Source organism: Thalassospira lucentensis MCCC 1A00383 = DSM 14000 (genome assembly GCF_000421265.1).
Taxonomy (GTDB): domain Bacteria; phylum Pseudomonadota; class Alphaproteobacteria; order Rhodospirillales; family Thalassospiraceae; genus Thalassospira; species Thalassospira lucentensis.
Genome location: NZ_ATWN01000001.1, coordinates 802,716 through 820,208 on the forward strand (window position 1 = coordinate 802,716; position 17,493 = coordinate 820,208).

General features: G+C 51.9%; 16 protein-coding genes. 12 read left to right on the forward strand and 4 right to left on the reverse strand.

The window, feature by feature from the left end:
- Positions 1-39: 39 nt before the first annotated feature.
- Genes nagA through K355_RS0103845 form a run of 4 tightly spaced genes read right to left on the reverse strand, consistent with a single transcriptional unit; the run spans position 40 to position 3,917 of the window.
- Entirely contained in the window at positions 40-1,176 is a 1,137-nt protein-coding gene (gene nagA, locus K355_RS0103830; protein ID WP_022730787.1) for an N-acetylglucosamine-6-phosphate deacetylase, read from the reverse strand.
- Positions 1,176-2,219, reverse strand: a complete 1,044-nt coding sequence (locus K355_RS0103835; RefSeq protein WP_028791293.1) for an SIS domain-containing protein — start codon at positions 2,217-2,219, stop codon at positions 1,176-1,178. The genes nagA and K355_RS0103835 overlap by 1 nt, the downstream gene beginning before the upstream one ends.
- Positions 2,220-2,262: 43 nt before the next feature.
- Entirely contained in the window at positions 2,263-3,024 is a 762-nt protein-coding gene (locus tag K355_RS0103840; protein ID WP_022730789.1) for a GntR family transcriptional regulator, read from the reverse strand.
- Complete coding sequence (locus K355_RS0103845; protein ID WP_022730790.1) at positions 3,021-3,917, reverse strand: glucosamine kinase nucleotide-binding domain-containing protein; 897 nt, start codon at positions 3,915-3,917, stop codon at positions 3,021-3,023. The genes K355_RS0103840 and K355_RS0103845 overlap by 4 nt, the downstream gene beginning before the upstream one ends.
- A 260-nt stretch (positions 3,918-4,177) precedes the next feature.
- Between K355_RS0103845 and K355_RS0103850 the strand changes: the two genes are divergently transcribed.
- The 12 genes from K355_RS0103850 to ugpE all read left to right on the forward strand — a co-directional run bounded on the left by K355_RS0103850 (position 4,178) and on the right by ugpE (position 17,439).
- Positions 4,178-5,065 carry an N-acetylmuramic acid 6-phosphate etherase gene (locus tag K355_RS0103850; protein WP_022730791.1) on the forward strand — a complete coding sequence of 296 codons (888 nt, stop codon included), beginning with the start codon at positions 4,178-4,180 and terminating at the stop codon, positions 5,063-5,065.
- A 46-nt stretch (positions 5,066-5,111) separates the two neighbouring features.
- The gene (locus K355_RS0103855; RefSeq protein ID WP_022730792.1) at positions 5,112-6,374 is read left to right on the forward strand and encodes an ABC transporter substrate-binding protein; all 1,263 of its coding nucleotides are present in this window, start codon (positions 5,112-5,114) and stop codon (positions 6,372-6,374) included.
- A gap of 177 nt (positions 6,375-6,551) precedes the next feature.
- The gene (locus K355_RS0103860) at positions 6,552-7,490 is read left to right on the forward strand and encodes a carbohydrate ABC transporter permease (RefSeq protein ID WP_022730793.1); all 939 of its coding nucleotides are present in this window, start codon (positions 6,552-6,554) and stop codon (positions 7,488-7,490) included.
- 12 nt (positions 7,491-7,502) lie between these two features.
- Entirely contained in the window at positions 7,503-8,351 is an 849-nt protein-coding gene (locus K355_RS0103865; protein WP_022730794.1) for a carbohydrate ABC transporter permease, read from the forward strand.
- A 27-nt stretch (positions 8,352-8,378) separates the two neighbouring features.
- A complete protein-coding gene (locus K355_RS0103870) occupies positions 8,379-9,497 on the forward strand; it encodes an ABC transporter ATP-binding protein (protein ID WP_022730795.1) in 1,119 nt (372 codons plus the stop codon).
- 310 nt (positions 9,498-9,807) lie between these two features.
- A complete protein-coding gene (locus tag K355_RS0103880) occupies positions 9,808-10,899 on the forward strand; it encodes an extracellular solute-binding protein (protein WP_022730796.1) in 1,092 nt (363 codons plus the stop codon).
- A gap of 124 nt (positions 10,900-11,023) precedes the next feature.
- Complete coding sequence (locus K355_RS23055; protein WP_033368386.1) at positions 11,024-12,133, forward strand: ABC transporter ATP-binding protein; 1,110 nt, start codon at positions 11,024-11,026, stop codon at positions 12,131-12,133.
- Complete coding sequence (locus K355_RS0103890; RefSeq protein WP_022730798.1) at positions 12,130-13,011, forward strand: ABC transporter permease; 882 nt, start codon at positions 12,130-12,132, stop codon at positions 13,009-13,011. The genes K355_RS23055 and K355_RS0103890 overlap by 4 nt, the downstream gene beginning before the upstream one ends.
- 9 nt (positions 13,012-13,020) lie before the next feature.
- On the forward strand, positions 13,021-13,878 hold the full coding sequence (locus tag K355_RS0103895) for an ABC transporter permease (protein WP_022730799.1): 858 nt from the start codon (positions 13,021-13,023) through the stop codon (positions 13,876-13,878).
- Between the two features lie 437 nt (positions 13,879-14,315).
- Positions 14,316-15,614 (forward strand): extracellular solute-binding protein, encoded by a 1,299-nt coding sequence (locus K355_RS0103900; protein WP_022730800.1) that lies wholly within the window; start codon positions 14,316-14,318, stop codon positions 15,612-15,614.
- 82 nt (positions 15,615-15,696) lie between these two features.
- Entirely contained in the window at positions 15,697-16,575 is an 879-nt protein-coding gene (locus tag K355_RS0103905; RefSeq protein ID WP_022730801.1) for an ABC transporter permease subunit, read from the forward strand.
- A gap of 9 nt (positions 16,576-16,584) precedes the next feature.
- Positions 16,585-17,439 carry a sn-glycerol-3-phosphate ABC transporter permease UgpE gene (gene ugpE, locus K355_RS0103910; RefSeq protein ID WP_022730802.1) on the forward strand — a complete coding sequence of 285 codons (855 nt, stop codon included), beginning with the start codon at positions 16,585-16,587 and terminating at the stop codon, positions 17,437-17,439.
- Positions 17,440-17,493 lie beyond the last annotated feature (54 nt).

Consider the following 17,493-nt stretch of genomic DNA (forward strand, 5'->3'; position numbering starts at 1 on the left):
GTGCCTCCTTAAAACCTGATAATATATTGATTGTTATGATTATTCCGCGCCATTAATCCAGCTGCGCGACACATTGAATGCATCATCAAACAGGATCATATCGGCCTGATATCCCGGTGCAATCCGGCCCATTTTGTCATCGAGTTTCAAAAATTCTGCCGGATAAAGGGACGCCATACGCAGTGCTTCGCCCAGATCAAGTCCGACCATTTCAACGCAGTTCTTCACCGCACTGATCATATCAAGGTCCGACCCGGCCAATGTTCCATCGGCCAACGCACAGCGACCATCAGCTGCAATGATTTCTTCGCCGCCAAGGGTAAAGCGTTTGTCATCGGCCCCCACGGTTGGCATGGCGTCGGTCACCAGCATGATCTTGCCGGTGGCCTTGGCATGAATGGCAACCTTAAGCACGGCGGGGTGAACATGATATCCGTCCGCGATCAGACCGCACCAGGTTGTGTCATCGGCCATTGCCGCCCCGGCAACACCCGGTTCCCGGTGGGTCATCGGGCTCATGGCGTTAAACAGGTGGGTGAAACCGCGCAGGCCTTCGTCAATGGCACTTTGAATATGAGCGTAATTTCCGGCTGTATGCCCGGCACAGACCAGAACACCTTTGTCCGCAAGGGCCTTGATAGTGCCTTTGGCGGCCTTTTCCGGGGCCATGGTGACCAGAATGCGACCGTTTGACAGCCGGGTCAGCAGCTCAATCGCGTCATCTTCCATCGGCCGGATGATATCTGCACTGTGAACACCTTTACGTTCAGGATTGAGATACGGTCCTTCAAGGTGAATGCCAACAATGCCCGGAACGCCTGCATCAATCGCATCTGTCACCGCCGCAATGGCGGCTTCCATCTTGCCTCGATGGTCAGTGATCAAGGTTGGCAGCATGGCGGTTGTGCCATATTTGCGATGCGCTTGCATGATGGCGCGCACGCCATCGACCGTAGGCTGATCGTTAAGCAACACACCGCCACCACCATTGACCTGAACATCAATCAGACCGGGCGCAAGCATCTGTCCGTTACCGTCAATAACGGTGAGGTCAGCTGGCAGGGCAGCCGCATCGACAATCTTATCAACATTGCCATCGCGCACGATGACCGACTTGCCGTCCAGAAAATCTGTGCCGTCAAAGATACGGGCATTGGTAATGGCAAATGCAGACATCAGTGGGTCTCCGTTACTTTCGAAAGATGCGGCGGCGCATCGGGATTGCAGCCGCGCGCGAGTGCCACGTTTTCAGCCAGCGTATAGAACGTCTGGATCATGGCAATCGGTGCCAGAAGCGGGTGAATATCCTCGACCACCGGAAGGTGTCCCTTGATATCGGCATAGCCGGTTTCGGCTGCAAACAGGTTATCTGTTTTTCCGCGCATTTCAGTCAGGAAATCTTCGACACTGTCACGCGATGCATCCTGCTGTGAAAACACCAGCATCGGAAATGTTTTAGAGACCAAGGCCATTGGGCCATGCTTTACCTCAGCAGCACTGAAAGCTTCGGCATGCAAGCTGCTGGTTTCCTTGAATTTCAGGGCAGCCTCCTGCGCAATCGCAAAGGCCGGGCCGCGCCCGATGACATACAGACCATCAGACTTGGCAATGGTATCAGACGCACCAAGCCAATCTTGATCAAGCGCGGACGTCAGCAGGTTCGGAAGTTTGCTTAGACCGTCGTTAAAGCTGGTGTCTTGCGTCCATGCGCCAACAATCTGAGCAATCGCCGACAGGGTCGCAATATAGGACTTGGTGGCGGCAACACTTGTTTCCGGTCCGGCAAGCAGCGGAATAACGTGATCAACCGTATCGGCCAACGGGGAATCGACAACATTAACCAAGGCCACAGTCCGCGCACCGGCATCCCGCGCAGCTTGGGCGTTTTTGACAAGATCCGGGCTCTTGCCAGATTGCGAGACAGCAATGAAAAGTGCGTCCTTGCTGGCAACGGTACGGTTATAGATCGACACAATCGACGGGGCCGCAGAAACAACCGGAATGCCAAGCTGGCTTTCAATCAGGTATTTCGCGTAAAGGGTGGCGTGATCTGAACTACCACGACCGCATGTAACAACGAATTTGGGTGGATTGGCGCGAAGTTCCTTTGCAAGGGCGTCAATTGCTTCCTTGTTGTGGGCGAGTTGTTTGGCAACAACATCCGGGGATTCTGCCAATTCGCGGCCCATCTGCGTTTTCGGGCGCCAGCTTGTTGTCATATCCAGTGTTCCCTCATTTTCTACAAGGTGCCCGATCTTTTGATCAGCGGGCATCTACCTGCATTTCAGCGATAAAGTCGTAACTGTCACCACGGTAGTAGGATCGTGTGAATTCGACTGGTGTTCCATTGGCAAGGAATGAACGGCGCTCGATATAAAGTGCTGCACTACCGTCCGGCACACCCAGAATTTTTGCGGTTTCACCGTCAAAAAGTTCAGCCCGAAGACGCTGCAGGGCGCGTTCTGGTTTCTTGTTGTATTTTGCCAGCGCGTCATAAAGTGATTTGTCCACTTCATCAGGACTTGGCAAAAATGCGCGCGGAATAACCGCATATTCCAGTGCCATTGGCTTGTCGTTGGCGGTACGCAGACGGCGCAAGCGCGTGACTTCGGTGCCAGGGGACAAGTTCAGAGCCATGGCTTCTTCCGGGGATGCGTGACCAACTGTTTTTTCAAGCCAAATCGCCCCCGGATCCATGCCACGTGTGATCATGTCTTCGGTAAAGGATGTCAGACGTGAAAGCGCCTGTTCAACACGCGGGGCTACGAACGTGCCCGCGCCATGGCGCTGAACCAGAACGCCTTCATCGACCAATGAACGCATGGCGTTACGTACCGTGACACGCGAAATGCCCAGTTCGTTGGCAAGGTCACGCTCGCTTGGCAGCGCATCATCAACTTGCAAAACCCCATCATCAATCACGGCCTTAAGTGCGGATTGAAGGCGGCGATAAAGCGGCCCATTTCCAGTGTTTTCGATGTCGCGCGTGCGTAGGTTCTCAATAATGTCCGGGGTTGTGATCATGCCGCCGTTCTTTCACGCTGTTTGGCCATCAGAATTGCGCCATACATTGCATCGTGCTTGGCCGAAACCAGTTGATCCGCAATGTCGCGGGGCATGCGGTTGGCCATTTGATCGGCCAGTCCGCCCATAAGAGTGATCTGCGATGCGCCAAACGCCGTCAGTTTGCGCAAAATCTGCAAATTCGCCTGAACCGCGATATCAATGATCGCGCCAGCCGCAGCGTCACCCTTTGCTTCGGCGTCAAACACCAGTGGACAGAAACTGCCATAGTCGGCCGGACGTGCCGTTTCGGCAAAGGTGACGATATCTTCGGGGTTGTGGTTAAATTTCCCCATAACCTGTTTTGTCAGATCGGTTTGACTGGTCAATCCATCATGGGCGAGTAGGGCTGTTTCGATCGCGGCACGGCCAATGCGTGCGCCACTTCCGATATCGGAAACCTCAAATCCCCAGCCCGCGACCGACAGCTCCCGGTTGCCAACGATTGCCTGACCACAGGTTCCTGTTCCGACAATCAGGATTGCGCCATCTGCACCATCATGGGCCCCAAGGCAGGCCGTATAGGCGTCGGTGGCAAAACATATGCTGGCGAAAGGATGAGGATAGGCATGGGCAAGTTTACGTTCACGTTCCAGTGGAAGTCCGGCAAGCCCCAAGCCAGCATGAAGATCGCCCAGTCTAGAGTCATCCATGCCTGCTTTTTCAAGCGCAAGGGAGGCGGCCGCGACAATTTCACCAAAGACGTGGTCCATACCAAGTCGGGTATTGGCTCCACCAGAAACGGCTTCTCCAAGTATATCGCCGGACGCATTTGCAATGCGCGCGCGGCAGCGGGTGCCGCCGCCATCAATACCAAGATAAAGCCGTTCATTTCGCATTGTTTGTGTAACCATCTTCTAGTTGATGTCCGAACCATACCAGAGTGGTATCTTAAAAATCAATACCAATATAACGCCACTGTAGATATGAATGGTCTGCCTTTGGAATCCGTAGATACACGTAGAATATGTAGCGAGAGATTTGAAAATCCTCGTAACAAATTGAATTATATTAAATATATGCCTCTATATAGTGATGTCGCATAAAATATTTACGAAGTGTCTTGCGTCGCTGGTATCACAATGGTATTTAATTTGGAGAGGGAGACGGAAAAATGGCATCACGCACCGAAGAATTTGATTTGCGATTTGCCGGGTTGGATCAATGGTCCGACGCCGATTTCCTTATGGCCTTGTGGGAGGGCCAGATTCGTGCTGTAGCCTCGGTTGGTCCAGTCCTTACGGATTTGGCGACAGCCGCAAACGGGATAGCGCGTCGCCTGGGGGGCGGCGGGCGTCTCGTTTATGTCGGGGCAGGCACATCTGGTACTGTTGCATGGCAGGACGCCAAGGAGCTTGGCGGAACATTTGGCTGGCCCGAAGAGCATACCATTGTGATGCTGGCAGGTGGGTTGCAAAGCGCGCCGAATGAATTTAACGGTGCGGAAGACGACGTCGATCTTGCCGCGCGCGAAATCCATCAACATGAAATCGGCGAAAACGATGCCGTGATCGCCATCGCAGCCAGTGGATCGACGCCCTATACCGTGCGTGCGATTGAACTGGCGCGCCAACGCGGCGCCTTCACCGTTGCCATTTGCAATAATCCGGATGGCAAATTGATCGACATCGCCGACAGTGGCATTTTCCTTGATAGCGCGCCTGAAGTTGTTGCCGGTTCAACCCGCATGGGGGCAGGGACAGCACAAAAGGCCGCGCTTAATATCCTTTCGACCCTTGTGATGAACAAGCTTGGTCGATTGTTTGATAACCTGATGGTTGGCATGCGCGCAGAAAACATCAAACTGCACGAACGCGCCATCCGCATTGTTGCGCACATCGCATCTTGTGATGGTGCGCGCGCCAAAGACGCGCTGACACAATCAGATTTTGATATTCGCACCGCCGTTCTGGTGGCCAAGGGCCATAGTATCGTGCGGGCAAAAGAAATTCTTGGACTGTCTAATGGAAATCTCCGGGCAGCACTTGAGTATCGGGACTAACATCTTTTGGGTGCTGGTCCGCCGACATTGATCAGAGGAGGCATAAATGTCGAATAAAGTCTTAGCAAAAGGCCTGGCCGGGGCCCTGGCGGCAAGTGTCGCCCTGGTTCCGATGATGGCATCGGCTGGCGAGCTTGTTATTGAAAGCTGGCGTAACGATGATATTGATATCTGGAACGACAAGATCATTCCGGCATTCAATGAGCAACACCCGGACATTAAAGTGTCCTTCACACCGACCCCGCCGACTGAATACAACGCTTCGGTCAATGCCAAATTGGCCGGTGGTACTGCGGGTGATCTGATTACCTGCCGTCCGTTTGATGCGTCGCTTGAGCTATACAAGCAGGGTAACCTTACTGCTCTTGACGATCTTAAGGGCATGGACAACTTCTCTGACGTTGCCAAATCGGCATGGCAGACGGATGACGGATCCGCGACCTTCTGCTTGCCGATGGCATCGGTTATTCATGGCTTTATCTATAACAAAGAAGCCTTTGAAGAAGTTGGCGTTGAAGTTCCGCAAACCAGCGAAGAATTCTATGCGGCCCTTGATAAAATCAAGGAAGAGGGCAGCTACATTCCAATGGCAATGGGAACGGCCGACCAGTGGGAATCTGCAACCATGGGCTTCCAAAACATTGGTCCGAACCACTGGAAAGGTGAAGCGGGTCGTAAAGCCCTGATCGACGGCAGCGCGAAATTCACCGACAAGCCATATGTCGATACCTTTACCGAGCTTGCGACCTGGAAGAACTATCTGCCGGATGGCTATGAAGCCATTTCATATCCGGATGCGCAGAACCTCTTCACGCTGGGTCGTGCGGCTGTTTATCCGGCAGGTTCGTGGGATATCTCGCTGTTTAACAATCAGGCTGATTTCGCATTCGGCGCATTCCCGCCGCCTGCACCGGCTGGTTCTGATACCTGCTACATCAGTGACCATACCGATATTGCGCTTGGCCTGAATGCCAAGTCCGACAATGCGGCTGAGGCTAAAATCTTCCTCGAGTGGATGACTGGTTCGGAATTTGCCGAACTCTATTCCAACGCGCTTCCGGGCTTCTTCTCGTTGTCGAAGCACAACGTTGAAATCACCGACCCGGTTGCAAACGAGTTTGTGAGCTGGCGTCAGGAATGCGAGTCAACCATTCGTAACTCGTATCAGATCCTGTCGCGTGGCGCGCCGAACCTTGAAAACGAACTGTGGAACCTGTCTGCTCAGGTTATCAACGGTACGATTTCTCCGACCGATGCCGGTGCCGGTGCCGAAGCTGGTCTGGCGAAGTGGTACGCTCCGCACCAGTAAGACTGTGATGGGATGGCGGAAACGTCTGGTTTCTGCCATCCTTCTTTGATTGCCCGTCAGACGCATCGGTCTTGTGATCTGCGTCATTCCGACCGCCGGGCATAAATGAGCGGTCACTAAGTTCCGAAGGCAACAGTCAGCCTTCAACCTTTTAATCTTGGAAATACAGGACAGGGTATGGCGCATTCCGGCCCCATGACCGATTGGCGCAAGGCAAGATTGCCTGTGATTGCCTTTCTGGCTCCGGCAACGATCATCTACACATTGTTCATGATCTATCCGCTGGTCGATTCCATCCGCCTTAGCTTCTATGCGACGCCAAGTGGCGGCGAGGCGGCTTTTGTTGGCCTGGACAATTATCGCACCGTTTTGGCTGACCCGGACTGGGCGGCGACCTTTTGGAACAGTTTCTGGAACAATATGAAGTTCTTTGCTGTTCACATGTTGATCCAAAACCCGATCGGGATTGCGCTTGCGGGTATTTTAAGTTTGCCGCGCCTGCGTTTTCGCAACAGCTATCGGACGATGATGATCATGCCAACAATGTTGTCCGTGGTGATTGTCGGTTTTATCTGGCAGTTGATCCTAAGCCCCGTTTGGGGTGTGGGTGCGGACCTGCTTGATATCATCGGGTTGAAATCGCTGTTTGGCCCATGGCTTGGCAAAGAAGGAAGTGCGCTGATTACCCTGTCATTCATTTCAGTCTGGCAGTGGGTCGGTATTCCCTTGATGCTGATTTATGCCGCCTTGCTTGCCATTCCCGATGATTTGGTTGATGCCGCCGTTGTCGATGGCGCGACCCATTTTGAAGTGTTCTGGCACATCAAGTTGCCGCTTGTTTTCCCAACGGTTGCCATGGTTTCGATCCTGACATTTGTTGGTAATTTCAATGCTTTCGACCTGATTTATGCCGTAAAAGGTGCGTTGGCGGGGCCAAACTTTGCAACCGATATCATGGGGACGTTGTTCTATCGCACGTTCTTTGGTTATCAGTTGCAGCTGGGTAATCCGCATCTTGGGGCAACAGTTGCATCACTGATGTTCCTGATCATTCTGGCGGGTGTTTTGTTCTATTTGTTCGCCGTACAGCGCCGTCTTTCGCGCTATCAGTTGTAATCGGGGGCGATCATGAGTTTCAAAAACATACGCAGAGAAGACGCAAGCCGCGCTGTCATCGTGCATGGTATTCTACTGACCTATACGCTGGTCGCGCTGTATCCGATTTTCCTGGTGGTGATTAACGCTTTCAAAACGCGAAAAGCCATTTTCCGCGACCCGATGGGATTTCCGAATGCGGAAACCTTCAGCCTTGAGGGCTTTACCAAGGTGTTGGCAAAGTCGAATTTCGAGGTGTTTTTCTACAACAGCTTCACCGTCACGGTTATCACCATCGCGATTGTCCTGTTGCTTGCTGCGATGGCAGCCTGGGCGTTGTCGGAATACAAATTCCCCGGCAATACGGTGCTTGCACTGTACCTTGCCATCGGGATCATGGTGCCCATCCGCCTTGGCTCGGTATCGATCCTTAATCTGATCGTTGATTTGGGTTTGATAAATACGCTGACAGCGCTTGTGCTGGTGTATGTCGCCCAAGGATTACCCTTGGCGATCTTTATCCTGACCGAGTTCATGCATCAAATTCCAAAGGATTTGAAAGAAGCCGCGCGCTGTGACGGGGTCGGGGAATTTAAGATCTTCTTCGCAGTTATCCTGCCGCTGATCCGTCCGGCTGTGGCGACGGTGGCTGTGTTTACGATGATCCCGATCTGGAATGATCTTTGGTTCCCGCTGATCTTAGCACCGGGTGATGGCAAACAGACCATTACGCTGGGTGTGCAGCAATTCATCGGGCAGTACGTGACGGACTGGAACGCAGTTCTGGCGTCATTGAGCCTCGCGATCATCCCGATCCTGATCCTTTATCTGATTTTCTCCCGACAACTCATTCGCGGCCTTACGTCTGGCGCGGTGAAATAAGTGTTGGCTGACAGGAGCTTTGAATAAATGGCTGACTTGAAACTTGACCAGATCCACAAAAGCTATGGCGCTGTTGATGTGCTTCACGGCATTGATCTGGATGTAAAAGATGGTGAGTTCGTTGTCTTTGTCGGGCCGTCAGGCTGCGGTAAATCAACCTTGCTGCGCATTATTGCCGGGCTTGAGGATATCACCAGTGGCGATCTTATGATCGACGGTGATCTGGTAAATACCAAAAGCCCGCGGGATCGTGGCATTGCCATGGTATTCCAGTCCTATGCGCTGTATCCGCATATGACGGTCTATAAAAACATGGCCTTTGGCCTGAAACTCGACAAACAGGACAAGGCGGCAATTGATGCGCGGGTGCGTGAAGCCGCCCGTATCCTGCAACTTGATCAGTTGCTTGACCGTCGTCCGTCGGAACTCTCGGGCGGGCAGCGTCAGCGCGTTGCCATTGGCCGCGCCATTGTGCGCCAGCCAAAGGTGTTCCTGTTTGATGAGCCGCTTTCAAACCTTGATGCAGCCCTGCGTGTTCAGACACGACTTGAAATCGCCAAGCTGCACCAGGAACTGAAATCAACCATTGTTTATGTCACCCACGATCAGGTCGAAGCCATGACCCTGGCTGACAAGATCGTTGTGATGAATGGTGGTAACGTCGAGCAAGTTGGCTCCCCGATGCAGCTTTATCATCATCCTCAGACCCGCTTTGTGGCGGGCTTTATCGGGTCACCCGCGATGAACTTTACCAAGGTTTCCATCGATAAGGTTGAGCCCGGCAAGGTAACAGTTTCAATCCCGGGCGGCACCCCATCCGTTCTGCCGTTTGATGTTGACCAGAATGAGCTTGGTAATCAGGTCGAGCTTGGCATTCGTCCCGAACATCTTTCTCTTGGCGATGGAGGTGAACTGACAGTCCATGGCGAGGTTGATGTTGTCGAAAAGCTGGGCGATTCGACCTATCTTTATCTGAAACTTGCCAATGGCGATCGTGTCACGGTGCGCGCACCGGGCCACAGCCGCGTCAAGATCGGTGAAACCGTCACAGCATCCGTATCCGCAGGGGCCGCACATCTGTTTAGTGGTGGCGGCAAGGCCTTTGCCAAGGTCGATTGCCCGGCGGAGTATAGCGCGGACGAATAACCGACCGCGTTCGGATGGTAAGAGCAAGAAGGGGTGTCGCATGCGGCACCCCTTTGCTTTTGGAAGGGCCTTAGAGTGCTCGAAATGTTGCGTTGCGGCGGAAAAACTGTTGCAGAACTTTAACTTGCCCTTGATGGACGCATGGCGCAAAAATGAATTCGAGGTGTTCAAAGGAAAGAAAAAAGTTCATTTTTCCTTTCGTATCAACAAATGAGTTTGCGATAATGCCCCCGCCTGGATGTCGCCAAGCCTAAAAAGGGTGTGCTCCGGGTTCAGGGAAATGCCATCACGTTCATTTAGAGGGTTCAAAATGTCTAAAAAACACGGCGCATTGCGTGGTTCCTTGCTCGGCCTTACGGCAATTGCAGGAATGGTTTCTCTTGTTTCGGCTGCACAGGCTGATGAACTTCGTCTTCTGACCTGGGGTGGCTATGCCCCCGATGAGGTCATCGAGGCATTTGAAAAAGAAACTGGCATCGATGTTGAAGTGACGTTGTCAAACAACGAAGACATGATTTCCAAACTTCGCGCCACGGGTGGCGGGGGCTTTGACCTTGCGCAGCCATCGCAGGACCGTATTACTGGCGCGCAGCTTGAATACGGCATCTATAAGCCAATGGACCTGTCGAAAGTCGACAGTGCAAAATTCATCCCGTCCATGCTTGCTGCGACCAAGGCCAACACAACGGTTGATGGGGAAGTCTACGGCGTGCCACACGTTTGGGGCACCAGCGGTTTGATTGTCGATAAAACCAAGGCTGCAAACGTTGCCGATTACACCGATCTTTGTGCGGATGATCTTGCGGGCAAAGTTTCCTATCGCCTGAAGCGTCCAACCTTAATCGGGTTCGCCTACGCGATGGGTCTTGATCCGTTTGCGGCCTATGGCGACGAAGCAAAGTATCAGGAAATCCTCGATGCGGTTGAAGCCAAACTGATCGATTGCAAATCAAACGTCAAAACCTATTGGGAAGGTGGCGATGCGCTGCTGAACCTTGTGCGTTCTGGTGAAGTTGTTGCCGCCATGGCCTGGGATACCGGCGGGTGGAAATTGAACAACGACAATGCCGATATCACCTTTGTTGCCCCGAAATCGGGTGCCCTTGGCTGGATCGATACCTTTGTTCTGCCGAGCAAAACCAAGAACGAAGATGCCGCTTATAAGTGGATCAACTTTGTGATGCAGCCTGAAATTGCCGCGATGATTACGGCGAATGCCGGTAACTTCACCGCGTCCAAGGGTGCAGACGAGTTTGCTGACGACAAGCTCAAAGCTCAGTTCCAGGGCAGCTTCCCGGCAAAAGACCTTGATAACATCAAGTGGTACCCGACCGTTCCGGCGGGTCTGGAAGTGCTTGAAGGCAAGACGCTTGATCGTGTGAAAGCCGCACAGTCGAACTAAAACCCGACACGACGCCAATGTTCTGGTCCCCGGCATGGGTTTATGCCGGGGACATTCTGCTTTTTACGATGGCAATTGCCGTCATGGTTATTTCATTAAAAAATATAACGAGAACAGGGCTCCCATGGCTGATCAGTTTGACCTTGAATGCCGCAATGTGGTCAAAAAATTTGACGACTTTACTGCTGTGGATGACATCTCGCTTGCCATTCCCAAGGGGTCGTTCTTTTCCATTCTTGGACCAAGTGGCTGTGGGAAAACCACGTTGCTTCGAATGCTTGCCGGTTTTCAGGCACCGACATCGGGCGATATTCTGATTAAGGGATCATCGGTTTTGGGCGTTCCGCCAAATCGTCGCCCGGTAAATATGGTTTTCCAGCATCTGGCTCTGTTTCCTATGATGAATGTCGCGGAGAACGTGGCATACGGTTTAAAGCGTCGCGGCGTAAACAAGGCCACCATCGCCCAAAAGGTCAATGAAACACTGGCACGCGTGGGGTTGCCCGATTCCGGTCCAAAACAGATCAGCCAGCTTTCAGGTGGACAGAAACAGCGCATTGCGATTGCGCGTTGTCTTGTGCTTGATCCTGCGGTGCTGTTGCTTGATGAGCCGCTTGGCGCGCTTGACTTAAAGCTGCGTGAACATATGAAGGTTGAACTCAAGCAGCTACAGCACGAAATCGGTACCACCTTTGTCTACATCACCCATGATCAGTCCGAAGCACTTGTGATGTCTGATCAGGTTGCCGTGATGAATGCTGGCCGGTTTGAGCAGGTCGGTGCGCCACAAGACCTTTATTACAAACCGCAAACGGCGTTCGTTGCCGGATTTGTCGGCGAAAGCAACCGATGGCACGGTGTTGTCGGTGGCGGGAATGACCATCAAGTCGAAATCAATCTGGCGGCTGGAGGCAAGGTTGTCGCCAAGCGCGATGCGAATGCGGCCCTGAAAGACGGGCAGGCGGTTGAGGTGTTTGTCCGCCCCGAGGCCATCGCCATTGACGGCGAAGGGGCGGTTGATAATACCCTGTCGGCCAAGGTTGAAAATGTGCTGTTTAATGGTGCGGCCAGCAGTCTTCAGGTACGCGAAGCCACCACAGGTCACGAGATGACCGTCGCATTGCCGCAAACCGGGACGTTCGCGTCTGTCAAGGCTGGCGATAACATCAATCTGTCATGGAGCTTTGAGCAGACCAGATGCTTTGCCGCGTCAGATGTCGGAGCAACGGCATGAGCAATGGCACTTCTGTAAAAGGAGGCGGCACATTTCGCTTTGGGTTGCTATTATTGGCATTCCCGTTGATGTTATGGCTGTTCCTGCTGGTGGTTCTGCCGCACATCGACTTGTTTCTGGTGTCGATGCGCGAACGCATTTCGTATGGAAAATACGAGTTCAGCCTGATCAATTATATTGAGTTCTTCTCAGAGCCGCTGTATTGGAATACCTACGTTCGCACCGCCGTCATGTCGATCTTTGCGACCTTTTTGACGTTGGTAATCGGCTTTCCAGTATCCTACTACATTGCAAAATTCATGCGCGGAAAGGGCAAGAACGTCTTGTTCCTGATGTGTTTGATCCCGTTCTGGGTGTCAGAACTTGTCCGGACATTCGGTTGGATGATCCTGCTGCGTGAAAGCGGTGTGGTCAGCAACTTCTTGCAGTGGTCCGGAATTGCCGATGGGCCGGTTGAAATGCTGTATAATGATGCGACGATTATGGTCGGTCTGGTTTACACATCCATGCTGTTTATGATCGTGCCGCTGGTATCGGTCCTCGACAGTCTCGATGATAGCCTGATCGAGGCGGGGTACGATCTTGGCGGCAATGGCTTTACGGTCACCCGCGACATCGTCATCCCGCATGCAATGCCTGGTATTGCATCGGGGTGTATCGTTGTCTTTATGTTGACGTTGGGCAATTACCTGACACCGAACCTTTTGGGCGGGAAAGACAGCCTTTGGTTTACCGAGCAGATTTACACCCAGTTCATCACGCGCTTTAACTGGGAATCGGGTTCTGCCTTTGGCTTCTTGTTGTTGGTGCTTTCATCGTTGATTGTCTGGGTCGGGTTGAAGCTCAGCAAACAGACACTTTCAGAAACCGTGGGCTAGGGGCGCATAATGATTCCAAGTATTCCGCAGCCCAAATTCTATAAGGGTCTTTATTCGGGCTATATCACCCTATTTTTCATCTATCTCAGTGCCCCGCTGATTGTTGTTGGCGTCTTTGCGTTCAACGACAGCCTGTTCCCATCGATGCCATGGGAAGGAGCCACACTGGCGTGGTTCTTTGGAACCGAAGGGCCGTATATCGGGATTTTCAACGACAGTAAGTTGCTTGAAAGCATTGGTGTCTCTGCTTTTGTGGCCTTTTGGGTGACGGTTCTGTCGGTCACGGTTGGTACATGTAATGCGTTTCTGTTTGAACGCAGCCAGTTTCCGGGCAAGAACCTGCTGTATATCGTGTCGCTGTCACCGCTGGTCATTCCCGGGGTTATTCTCGGCATCTCGATACTCGTCTTTTCCAATGCAATTGCCAATGGCGTAGAGGAGGCTATTGGATGGGATATTGAATTCCTTCGTCCGGGGCTGTTCCTTGTGATTATTGGCCAGTTTGCCTTTATCACAACGATCACGACCTTGGTGATCTCAGCCCGCTTACGTAAATTTGACATCAGCCTCGAAGAGGCGGCCTTAAATCTTGGCGCGTCCCGGCGTGCAGCCCTTTGGACAGTGACTATTCCGTTCCTGAAGCCCGCCTTGGTGGGGGCAGGTATCGTTGCGTTCTTAATGTCGTTTGAGAATTTCAACACGACCTTGATGCTGGTGGGGTCGGATGCCCCTCTGACAATCGCGATGTTTGACCGGTTAAAGCAAGGGTCGACGCCGGTGTTGAATGCATTGTCGCTATTGCTGATGGTGGTGTCTGGCGGGCTTGCGTTGCTGTCGGTGTTTGTGCAGCGCGACAAGACGTCATGATCGTTTAATGCACTTAATGTTCACAAATGAAATTATTGGAAGGGCGGCAGATTTGCCGCCCTTCTTTACGTTCAAGTTGTTATTTGCCGTCACTACGCGTGTTTCTGTAATATGGCAGAGTCATATTTTTTTAACATAAGTGTCAAATATCAAACGATAAAATAACTTCACCCATATTGGTTTCAAGGCAAAGTATTCGTGATCAAGGACACCTAAATGGCTCTGATGTCTGTTCACTTGAACATTTTAGTTTATGGATATCGTGCAAAATACCCCTGTTAAATAGTCATTATTGCGTATTTATAAGTTCAAAAAGTAAATTTCCGAAAACTGTCACTTGAGGAAATGCGGTTCTCGACAGAAAAAAGACGTGTTGCGCTCAACCGAACAACAGGCGGTTTGACGCAGACGTATTTTTACTTGGGAGCTAACAAATCATGTTTCGCAAAACTCTAATGGCAGCTGCCGCAGTGTTTGCCCTTGGCAACACCGCACAGGCCGCAACCGAGATCACCTGGTGGCACGCAATGGATGGGGCACTTGGTGGCGTGGTTGACCAGATCACCGCTGACTTCAACGCAAGCCAGGATGAATACCATCTAGTGGCTGTCAACAAGGGCGGTTACGAAGACACCATGACGGCTGGCATCGCAGCGTTCCGCGCGAAAAATCAGCCAAACATCATCCAGATATTTGATGCCGGTGCCGCTACCATCATCAATGCAAAGGGCGCGGTTAAGCCAGTTCAGGATCTGCTTGAAGCCAACAATGTCAAATTTGACATTAACGACTACATCCCGGGTGTGCGTTACTTCTTTGCCGATTCAGACGGCAAAATGATCGGCATGCCGTTCAACAGCTCGACCCCGCTTCTGTATTACAACAAAGATGCGTTGGCCAAAGCGGGCGTAGATGTTCCGAAAACCTGGCAGGAATTCGAAGCGGCTGCACCGAAGCTTAAAGAAGCTGGGTACACCGCCCTTGCGCAGTCGCACAGCCCATGGATTTTCTTTGAGAACTTCATGTCGCGTCATAACCTGCAGATGGCAACTGCCAACAACGGTTACGACAGCACCGATGCCAAAGTCCTTTACAACAATGACGCGCTCAAAGATCACTGGCAGCACGTCAAAGATTGGAAAGATGCAGGTTACTACGGCTACTACGGTCGTGCATGGGGTGCGAACCAGGATGCGTTCGTTCAGCAGCAGGTTGCAATGTGGATTGGTTCTTCCGGCTCATTTGGTGGTTTGCGCAAATCCGCACAGTTTGATTTTGGTACTTCGACCCTTCCATACTGGAAAGGTGTCGGCGACGCGCCGAAATCCACCTTTATCGGTGGTGCAGCACTGTTTGCCTTTGCCGGTCATAGTGCCGAACAGGATGCCGGCGTTGCTGAGTTCTTTAAATTCCTGACCAAACCGGAAACCCAGTACTACTGGCACAAAGAAACCGGTTACGTTCCGATCACCAACGCTGCTTATGAGTTGGCGAAAAAAGACGGCTACTACACGGAAAGCCCGGATGCAGAAGTTGGCATTCAGCAGCTTTCGGAAGAAGGTGGCGACTGGACCAAAGGCTATCGCCTTGGTTTCTATGTTCAGATCCGTGAAGTTATTTACCGCGAAGTCGACAAGATGATGAACGGTGAAGAAACCATCGATGCAGCCTTTGCAACGATTGAAGAAGAAGCAAACGGTCTTCTGAAGCGTTTCAACGACACCTATTCGAACTAATCTACTTTTCGCAAATGCGGGGCGGCCCTTGTTGGTCGCCCTGTTTTGCATTTTCCGGACTTGCTTGAAGGTGGCGTAGGCGATGAAGCGCGTACAATTTGAACATAGCGCGGTGCCCTATCTTTTTGTTGCACCCCAAATTCTGATTATTTCCATATTCTTCCTGTGGCCTGCGGCCCAGGCTGTGTATCAGTCATTCCTGCTTGAAGACGCGTTTGGCATGTCTTCGCAGTTTGTCTGGTTCAGAAATTTTGAAGACGTCCTGTCGAGCAGCTCATGGACGCGGTCGGCCATTTTTACGGTCGTCTTTTCCGTTCTTGTCTCGGTCTTATCAATCGCAATTTCCTTGTTTTTGGCGGTACGCGCCGACGAAGTTGTGCGCGGTGCCAAATCATACAAAACCCTTTTGATGTGGGGCTATGCGATTGCACCACCGGTGGCCGGCTTGCTGGGTAACATGCTGTTTAATCCCCTGATGGGGGACCTTTATATGGCGTTCAACAGCTTTGGCTTTGAGTTCAATCATATCGAGAATGCCAATGACGCAGCATTTGTCGTCATTCTGATTGCCGTCTGGAAACAGGTCAGCGTGAACTTCATCTTTTTCCTGTCCGGGCTTCAGGGCATTCCCAAATCTGTGCAGGAAGCAGCCACACTTGATTGCAAAAGCCCGGAACGCCGGTTCTGGACAATTACGTTCCCGTTACTGGCGCCAACCACTTTCTTCTTACTGGTGATCAATCTGACGTACGCCTTCTTTGAAACGTTCGGCATCATTGACGTATCGACCAAAGGATCGCCCGGCGGGTCGACCGCAACGCTTGTCTACAAGGTCTATGTCGACGGGTTCCTTGGTGCGGATTTGGGCGGCAGTTCGGCCCAGTCGGTCTTGCTGATGATCATGGTCAGTGTTTTGACCGTGTTCCAGTTCCGCTTCATCGAACGCAAAGTTCATTACTAGGGGGCCGTCATGTATCAGTCGAAATGGCGTATATTTACCAACCACGCAATTTTGATCCTCGGCGCGCTCTTTATGATCATGCCTGTCTGGATCGCGTTTGCGTCTTCCACCCACACCCGCGAATTTGTTTTTCAAAACGGATTACAGTTTTGGCCGGGGGAGCATTTTTTTGAAAACTATGGTGCGATCCTGTTTGATGCCTCGGCAACAAAGGGCAGGGTGACCGCCCTTGAGATGCTGTTTAACAGCATGGTGCTTGGCCTTGGCTTTGCCATTGGCAAGGTCATCATCTCGATGATGGCGGCTTATGCCATTGTTTACTTCCGCTTTAAGCTGGCTGTGCCGCTGTTTTGGGTGGTTTTCTCAACCCTTTTATTGCCGCTCGAAGTGCGTATCGTGCCGTCATATGAAGTCGTCGCAAGCCTTGGTTTGCTGAACACCTATACGGGATTGATATTGCCGTTGATTGCGTCAGCAACCGGGACATTTTTCTTCCGGCAGTTTTATCGTTCGGTGCCAGATGAGTTACTTGAAGCGGCCCGTTTGGATGGAGCAGGGCCCATTCGATTTTTCATCGATATTCTTGTGCCGTTATCGGTCACGATGATTGCGGCGATCTTTATCATCATGTTTGTCGTAGGCTGGAACCAGTACCTCTGGCCGCTTTTGATGACCACCGATGATCAGCTCTATACGATCGTGATCGGGATCAAGCAGGTCTATAACTCGCTTTATGAAGGCGGGCAGATACCGCAATTCCCCAAAGCATTCGCACTGACAATCATGGCAACCATTCCGCCGGTTTTGGTGGTGGTGGTCTTTCAACGCATGTTCGTCAAAGGTCTGGTCGAGACAGAAAAATAAGCTCTGTCTCCCTTGATCCGCAGAATTGAAAATAACTTGTCCGCATACAGGATA